This is a genomic window from Corallococcus sp. CA054B, assembly GCF_003611625.1.
Lineage (GTDB): Bacteria > Myxococcota > Myxococcia > Myxococcales > Myxococcaceae > Corallococcus > Corallococcus coralloides.
In genome coordinates, this window is record NZ_RAVY01000306.1 from 1 (window position 1) to 7570 (window position 7570).

General features: G+C 72.5%; 7 protein-coding genes. 1 reads left to right on the plus strand and 6 read right to left on the minus strand.

The genetic code is table 11. From position 1 onward, the window contains the following. The first annotated feature begins 134 nt into the window (after nucleotides 1–134). Complete coding sequence (locus tag D7V80_RS39215; RefSeq protein ID WP_120592906.1) at nucleotides 135–1721, plus strand: hypothetical protein; 1587 nt, start codon at nucleotides 135–137, stop codon at nucleotides 1719–1721. A gap of 9 nt (nucleotides 1722–1730) precedes the next feature. Here the strand turns inward: D7V80_RS39215 and D7V80_RS39220 are convergent, their stop codons facing one another. The 6 genes from D7V80_RS39220 to xseA all read right to left on the minus strand — a co-directional run. After that, entirely contained in the window at nucleotides 1731–2471 is a 741-nt protein-coding gene (locus tag D7V80_RS39220; protein WP_120565589.1) for a TlyA family RNA methyltransferase, read from the minus strand. Further along, nucleotides 2468–4309, minus strand: a complete 1842-nt coding sequence (locus D7V80_RS39225; RefSeq protein WP_120592907.1) for a 1-deoxy-D-xylulose-5-phosphate synthase — start codon at nucleotides 4307–4309, stop codon at nucleotides 2468–2470. The genes D7V80_RS39220 and D7V80_RS39225 overlap by 4 nt, the downstream gene beginning before the upstream one ends. Then, the gene (locus D7V80_RS39230) at nucleotides 4309–5202 is read right to left on the minus strand and encodes a polyprenyl synthetase family protein (protein ID WP_120592908.1); all 894 of its coding nucleotides are present in this window, start codon (nucleotides 5200–5202) and stop codon (nucleotides 4309–4311) included. The genes D7V80_RS39225 and D7V80_RS39230 overlap by 1 nt, the downstream gene beginning before the upstream one ends. A gap of 5 nt (nucleotides 5203–5207) precedes the next feature. Next, nucleotides 5208–5597 (minus strand): PleD family two-component system response regulator, encoded by a 390-nt coding sequence (locus D7V80_RS39235; RefSeq protein WP_014397650.1) that lies wholly within the window; start codon nucleotides 5595–5597, stop codon nucleotides 5208–5210. A gap of 30 nt (nucleotides 5598–5627) precedes the next feature. After that, nucleotides 5628–5966 (minus strand): exodeoxyribonuclease VII small subunit, encoded by a 339-nt coding sequence (gene xseB / locus D7V80_RS39240; protein ID WP_014397651.1) that lies wholly within the window; start codon nucleotides 5964–5966, stop codon nucleotides 5628–5630. A 41-nt stretch (nucleotides 5967–6007) separates the two neighbouring features. Next, the coding region (gene xseA / locus D7V80_RS39245; RefSeq protein ID WP_199738976.1) for an exodeoxyribonuclease VII large subunit at nucleotides 6008–7570 on the minus strand (1563 nt) is incomplete at its 5' end.

A 7570-nucleotide genomic window follows, 5' to 3' on the forward strand; every position in this document is an offset into this window, starting at 1 on the left:
CTACCGCGCTCCCTCGGGAAGCGGGCGGGCGCCGGCAGGGGATTTTGGGGGTTCTCGCGATCAGGCTTCCGGCGGAAGGGCCCTGGGACGTGGCCCCGCCCGCTTCCCGAGGGAGCGCGGTAGAGTGCGAAACCATGCACTCCGTCCCTTCGCGCCCGTTCGCGGCGCGGGCCCTCCTGGCCTCGCTGACTCTCTGTGCTTCCGTGTTCGCCGCCTGTGGTGGCGAGAAGCCGGCCCCCACTCCGGACCCGCCGACGGTGACGCTCACCGTGCCGCAGCCCAACACGGCGGCCCCGTCGCTGACGGTGCGGGTCATCGTGTCCGGGTGTGACGCCGTGTCCCGGGTGGACATCTACGACCGGGACACGTTCCTGAAGTCCGTGCCCTACACCAGTGGGTCCATGGACTTCGAGCTGGCCCCGAATGAGATCAAGTACGACCGCGGGCTCGCCGTGAACCTGTCGCTCAACGCGCGGGCGACGTGCGCGGACGGCCGGACGAACTCGTCCCAGCCGCAGCCGGCCACGTTCCTGCCGGTGAAGAAGGTCATCAAGGATCCGGACCCCAACGGCCAGGTGGTGACGGACTTCTTCACCGCCGAGGGCAGCGGCGACACCGCCGCCTTCATCGGCTGCGGCAACACCACCACGGGCACCGGCACGCTCTACCGCGTGGACGCGACGGGCGTGGTGAGAAACACCCTGGAGATGCAGATCCCCTGCAGCGCGTCCACGGTCGTCACCGAACTGCATCCGACGACCAACAAGCGCTGGGTGTGGACCCCGGGCGTCGGCGCGATCGCCGTGGACTCGAACTTCGTCGTCACGGGCAAGACGGCGCCGTCCTACAAACTGATGAACCTGTCCGTCATGAGCAACGGCGACGCGCTCGTGAGTGACGGTCCTTCCGTGTCGCGGCTCCAGCACACGGCGTCGGGCGGCACCTTCCAGTGGACCTACCAGGGATTGTGGGCGCCCGTGGGGCCGGCGAAGCAGCGGGCCGAGCAGGTCCTCATCCCCATCGTGCGCGTGCCCCAGGAGTCGACCGGGCTCCTGGTGGAGCTGGTGGTGATCACGGTCGACGCGAACAAGACGGGGCCGGGGGCCAATCCGAACAATCCCGCGGTCAGTGAGCGCACCATCCTGCAGTTCACGGGCGCGGTGGAGCATCCCCCGCTCACTGCGTTCAACCTCGACGGCTCGGTCATCTACATCTCGTTCCCCTTCAACAACAACCAGGCGCGCGTGCAGGCGTGCCTGACCTCCATGGATGGCTGCGAGGGCGCGGCGTACAAGTGGGCTTCGCCCTTCTTCCCCGTGGAGATCCAGGGCGTGTTCCCCTATGCGGCGGGCTCGCGGCTGGCCATCGTGGGCCTGCAGCGCGTCTGGTTCCTGGACAGCAACACCGGCCTTGTCGTCAACAAGGGCGGAACCTCCGTGGACGCGTCCGGACAGCTGCAGATCCTCCAGGTCCAGATGGGCCGCGCCACGACCTCCGAGTTCTACATCCTGGCCGGCCCGCCCCCGGGTTCCTCCGGCCTGCCCACCATGCCCCAGGAGATCGTCGCGGTGGACACCGCCGAACAGGGCGAGCTGTTCCGCTACGAGGTCTCCAGCAGCCTGTCCTGCTCCGTGGATGACAGCGGGCGGCTGTGGATGCGCCTGGGCAACAACCTGGTCCAGGCGCTGACGCTGCCCGAGTACCGCGCCGTCAAGAAGTGACGGCGGCCCTCAGGGCCTGTCGGCGACGAGGAGCGCTTCCACGTTACCGGCGGGCCCGGGCACGGGTGAGTCCATCACCCCGCGCACGCTGAGCCCGTGCTCGCGCACGAACGCCGTCACGGTGTCGATGGCGTCCTGCCGCGCTTCCGGGTCGCGCACCACGCCGCCCTTGCCCACGCGCTCCGGGCCCACCTCGAACTGGGGCTTCACCAGGGCGATGAGCAGGCCCCCCGGTGAGAGGAACGGCAGCACCGACGGCAGCACCTGGGTGAGCGAGATGAAGCTCACGTCGATGACGACCACGCCCACCTTCTCCGGCAGGTCCTCGTCCGTGAGGTAGCGCGCGTTGACCCGCTCGCGGGAGCGCACGCGGGGGTCCACGCGCAGCTTCTCATGCAGCTGGCCGTAGCCCACGTCGATGGCGTGCACCCGCACCGCGCCGTGCTGGAGCAGGCAGTCGGTGAAGCCGCCGGTGCTGGCGCCGATGTCCGCGCCCACGCGGCCCGTCACGTCCAGGCCGAAGCGGTCCATGGCCGCCTTCAGCTTGAGGCCGCCGCGCGACACGTACGGCAGCACCTCGCCCTTGAGGCGCAGCTCGGCCTCCACGGGGACCAGGGAGCCGGGCTTGTCCACGCGCTGATCCGCCACCACCACCTGGCCGGCGAGGATGAGCGCCTGGGCCTTGGTGCGCGACTCGGCGAGCCCGCGCTCCACCACCAGCACGTCCAGGCGTTCCTTCTTCGGCTTCACCGGCTCTCCTCTCCCAGCAGCGCACGGCCCGCGCGCCGCAGGCCCGCCGCGTCCAGTCCCAGCTGCGTGCGCTGCACCCGCGCGTCCCCGTGCGGCAGGAAGACGTCCGGCATGCCCAGCAGTGTCACCCGGGGGGACACGCCAGATGCCGCGTACAGCTCCAGCACCGCGCTGCCCAGGCCGCCCCGGACGGTGCCCTCCTCCGCCACCACCACGTGCCCGCCCGCCGAGGCCTCCAGGAGCGCGGCCTCATCCAGGGGCCACGCCCGGCGCGCGTCCAGCACGCTCCAGTCCGGCTCGGACCGGGCAGCATCCAGCGCGGCCAGCCCCAGCGGCCCGAGCGTCACCAATGTCAGCCGCGAGCCCGCCACGCGCTTCAACCAGCGGGCGCCCGGAATGGGGAGCGCGGCTGGCGTCAGTCGCGAGGCCGCGGAGTCCCTGGCCCCTTCCGCCCCCACGCGCGCGTCGTGCATCGGGAGTCCCGGAGCCTCCGTCCCCTCCCGCGCCAGCTCCGGCGGGAGGTCCGGCAAGGTGCCGCGCGGGAAGCGCAGCACGGAGGGCCCAGAGGCCTGGAGCGCGGTGGCGAGCATGGGCCCCAGGTCCTCCCCCACCACCGGGGCCCACTGCGTGAGGCCCGGCAGCGGCCGGAGGAAGGACACGTCGTATGAGCCCTGGTGCGTGGCGCCGTCCGCGCCCACGAGCCCCGCCCGGTCCACCGCGAAGACGACGGGCAGCCCCGGCAGGCACACGTCATGGACAATCTGGTCGTACGCGCGCTGGAGGAAGGTGGAGTAGATGACGCACACCGGCTTCGCGCCCGCCGCGGCCAGCCCCGCGCAGAACGTCACCGCGTGCTGCTCCGCGATGCCCACGTCGTGCACGCGGTCCGGGAAGCGCACCTTCAAGCCGGTGAGCGCGCTGCCCTCCAGCATCGCGGGCGTCACGGCCACCACGCGTGGGTCGCGCTCCAGCGCGTCGCCCAATACCTGGGCGAAGGCCTCGCTGTACGTGGGCCGTCCCCCGCGCGAGCGCACCAGCTTGCCGTCGCGCCACTCGTACGGCCCCATCGCGTGGCCGCGCGTCTGCTCGTCCGCCTCCGCGGGCGGGAAGCCGCGCCCCTTCTTCGTCAGCGCGTGCACCACCACCGGGCGCGATGACGCCTTCGCCTCGCGCAGCGCCCGCGTGAGGGCGCCCAGGTCGTGCCCGTCCACCGGGCCCAGGTAGGTGAAGCCCAGCGACTCGAAGAAGGCGCGGGCGTTGCGCGTGCGCAGGAGCGCGGGGATGGCGCCCACGTTCGCGCTGATGGACATCTGGTTGTCGTTGAGCACCACCACGAGCGGCAGCGGACTGCCCCCCGCGTTGTTGAGCCCCTCGAAGCTCAGGCCTCCGGTGAGCGCGCCGTCGCCCACCACCGCCACCACGTGGCCCGTGTGGCCCAGCTGCCGCCGGCCGGAGAGCAGGCCCAGCGCCGCGGAGATGGCCGTGCACGCATGCCCGGCCGCCAGCGCGTCGTGGTGGCTCTCCCGCGGATCCAGGAACGGCGCGATGCCGTCCGCCTGCCGCAGCGTGTGCATCCGGTCGCGCCGGCCGGTGAGCAGCTTGTGCGCATACGCCTGGTGCCCCACGTCGAAGAGGAGCGCGTCCTGCGGCGTGTGGAAGACGCGGTGCAGGGCCACGATCAATTCGACCGCGCCCAGCGACGCGCCCAGGTGGCCGCCCACGCGTCCGCACGTGGTGATGATGGCCTCGCGCAGCGCCTCGCACAGGCCGGGCAGCGCGTCCTCGGGGAGCGCGCGCACATCCGTGGGAGACGCGACACCGGACAGCACGTCCGACATCAGGACTTCCGCTCCACCGAGTAGCGCGCCAGCGCCGCCAGCGGACCGTCCACGCCCTCCAACGGGCGCACCGCCGCCTCCGCGCGGGCCACCAGCTCGTCGGCCATGCGGCGGGACTCGTCCAGCCCCACCACCGCCGGGAAGGTGAAGCGTCCGGCCTCCGCGTCCGCGCCCACCGGCTTGCCCATGGCCTCCGCGCTGGAGGTCACGTCCAGCACGTCGTCCGCGATCTGGAAGGCCAGGCCCACCGCCTCACCGTACGTCACCGCGCTCGCGAGCGCCGCCGCGTCGCCGCCAGCCGCCAGGACGCCCATCCGGCACGCCGCGAGGATGAGCGCGCCCGTCTTCATCCGGTGCAGCCGCAGGAGGTAGTCCAGCGCCGCGGCCCGGTCCGCCGCGATGTCCAGCACCTGTCCGCCCACCATCCCGCTCGCGCCCGCCGCGCGCGCCAGCTCCGCGCACAGGATGCCGCGCACCGGCTCCGGCCCTCCGGCGAGCACGTGGAAGGCCTCCGTCAACAGCCCGTCCCCGGCCAGCAGCGCCAGCGGCTCGCCGTAGACCTTGTGGTTCGTGGGCCGGCCCCGGCGCAGGTCGTCGTTGTCCAGGCAGGGCAGGTCGTCGTGCACCAGCGAATAGGTGTGCACGTACTCCAGCGAGCACGCCGCATCCAACACCACGGCGCTGTCGGTGCTCGCCTTCACCACCGCGTCCGCGAAGGCCAGGCACAGCACGGGGCGCAGGCGCTTGCCGCCCGCGAGCAGCGAGTAGCGCATGGCCTCCGCCAGCCGGGGCGGCGTGCCCGCGGGACCCAGGCGGTCCGCGCGTTCGAGCAGGAGCGCCTCCACCCGCGACTGCTGGGTGCGCATGAAGGGTTCCAGGTTGAAAGCGGCCATCGGCGTCAGGGCTCCTTCGCCACGTCGGCGGGGATGAGTTCGCGGATGCGCTTGACGAGCGCGTCCAGCTCCAGCGGCTTCACGAAGTAGTCGGCCGCGCCGACCTCCATGCCACGCCGCTTGTCCTCCGGGTCTCCCCGCCCGCTGATGAAGATGATGGGGATGTCCCGGAACTGCTTGTTCTGCTTCACGGCCTGACACAGCTCGAAGCCGTTGATCCAGGACATGTTCACGTCCAGGAGGATGGCGTGCGGCCGGTGCAGCTCCAGCGACGCCACGAGCCGCAGGCCATTGGCCGCGGACATGACCTCGAACCCCTCGGCCCCCAGGGCCTCGGCGAGCAGCTCACGCGTGTCGCGGTCGTCATCGACAATCGTAATCTTCGGCTTCGACATGCCCGGCCTCCGCCCTTCCCCAGCTGATGCCTAGAACGGGACATCGTCCTCCGGTGGCGGACGCGCCTGCGCGGTCGTCCGGGGGGCAGCCTGGGGAGCGGGCCGGGCCGCCACCGCCAGCGGCGCCACGACGTCCTGGCCGTCCTCGTCCACCAGCAGCTGCTCGATGCGCTGCTCGGCCTCAGTGAGCAGCTTCTCGCCCCGGCGGACCAGGCGGATGCCCTCCTCGAACGCCTTGAGCGACTCTTCCAATGACAGGTCGCCGCTTTCCAGCCGCGCCACCGTCTCTTCCAGGCGCGATACCACGTCCCCGTACTGCTCCGGAGCGGGCTCCACCTTGGGGTTCTTGTCCGACTTCGCCACGGCCATCCACCTCCCCGAGCGGGGCGCGGAATGTAGAGGGTGGCCCGCTAGCAGTCCACCGGGCCTTTCAGGCTGGTAACGGTCGCTTCGATTTCTTCACACCCACCCAGGGTTTTCGCCCCGTGGGCCGCCAGCTTGATGCCCAGCACGTCCCCCACCGCCACGTCCGCCGTGGAGCGCACCACGACGCCGTCCCGCTGGCGGAACGTCACCGCGTAGCCGCGGGACATCACCTTCAGGGGGCTCAGGGCGTCCAGGCGCCCCCCCAACCGTCCGAAGTGCGTCTGCGCGGACGCCAGCATGCCCCGCTGCAGCTCCAGGAGCCGCGAGCGCGCCTGGGCCACCTTCGCCCGCTCGGCCGCCACCCGCGCCGTGGGGGATTGCCGCTCCAGCCCCAGCCGCGCGTCCGCCAGCGCGCCCCGCCGCCGGGTGACGCCCGCGCGCGCCGCCTCTGACAGGCGCATGGCCAGCTTGAGCAGGTGTGCCCGCTGCTCCGACAGCCGCGTCTGGGGCCGAGCCCGCTGCAGCCGCTCCTGCAAGGCGCGCAGCGTCTCCCGGTGCTCGCGCGTGCGGGGGCGCAGCACGCGCATCATCGCCTCCACCTGTTCGGACAGGTGCAGGCGCTGGTGGTTCACCTCGCGGCGAGGATCCGGCAGCCGCGCGCGAAGCTGGCCCTGGCTCTGGCGCAGCTCCAGCACCCGGCGCTCCATGGCCCGGCGCAGCCGGCCGGACTGCGTGGCCAGCGTCAGCTCCAGGTCCGCGAGCACCGGCGCCAGCCGCTCCGCCGCCGCGCTGGGCGTGGGCGCGCGCAGGTCCGCGACGAAGTCGGAGATGGTGAAGTCGATCTCGTGGCCGATGGCGGACACCACCGGCACCGGCGAGGCGAAGATGGCGCGCGCCACCCGCTCCTCGTTGAACGTCCAGAGGTCCTCCACGGAGCCTCCGCCGCGCGTCACGACGATGACGTCCACGTCGGTGCGGCCCAGCCGCTCGATGGCCCGCGCCACGTCCTCCGCGGAGCCCTCCCCCTGCACGCGCGCGTCCGCCAGCAGCACGCCCAGCCGGGGGTTGCGCGAGTGCAGCACGCGCAGGAAGTCCTGGAGCGCCGCGCCGGTGCGGCTGGTGACGACGCCAATGCGCCGGGGCAGGAACGGCACGGGCCGGGGCGGCCGCACGCGCCGGTCGCCGATGAGCCCCTCCGCCGCCAGCCGCTGCTTGAGCTGCTCGAACGCGAGCGCCAGCGCGCCCTCGCCCACCGGCTCCAGCCGGGACACGATGAGGCTGTAGCGGCCCTGCGGCTCGTACAGGTCCACGCTGCCCTCGGCCACCACCTCCATGCCGTCGCGCAGCGCGAAGCGGATCCGCGACGCCATGGACGCCCACACCTTCGCGTCGATGGAGGCGTCCGCGTCCTTGAGCGTGAAGTACCAGTGGCCGCGCGCGTTGGCGCCCCGGAAGCTGGACACCTCGCCGCGCACCATCACGCGCGGGAAGCGCGACTCCACCGTCTGCTTGATCTGCCGGGTGAGCTCGCCCACCGACAACACCGTGCGCTCCGGGCGCGGCGGCGGGGGGACGGCGGCCGGAGCGCACGGTGTTGTCGGTGGGCG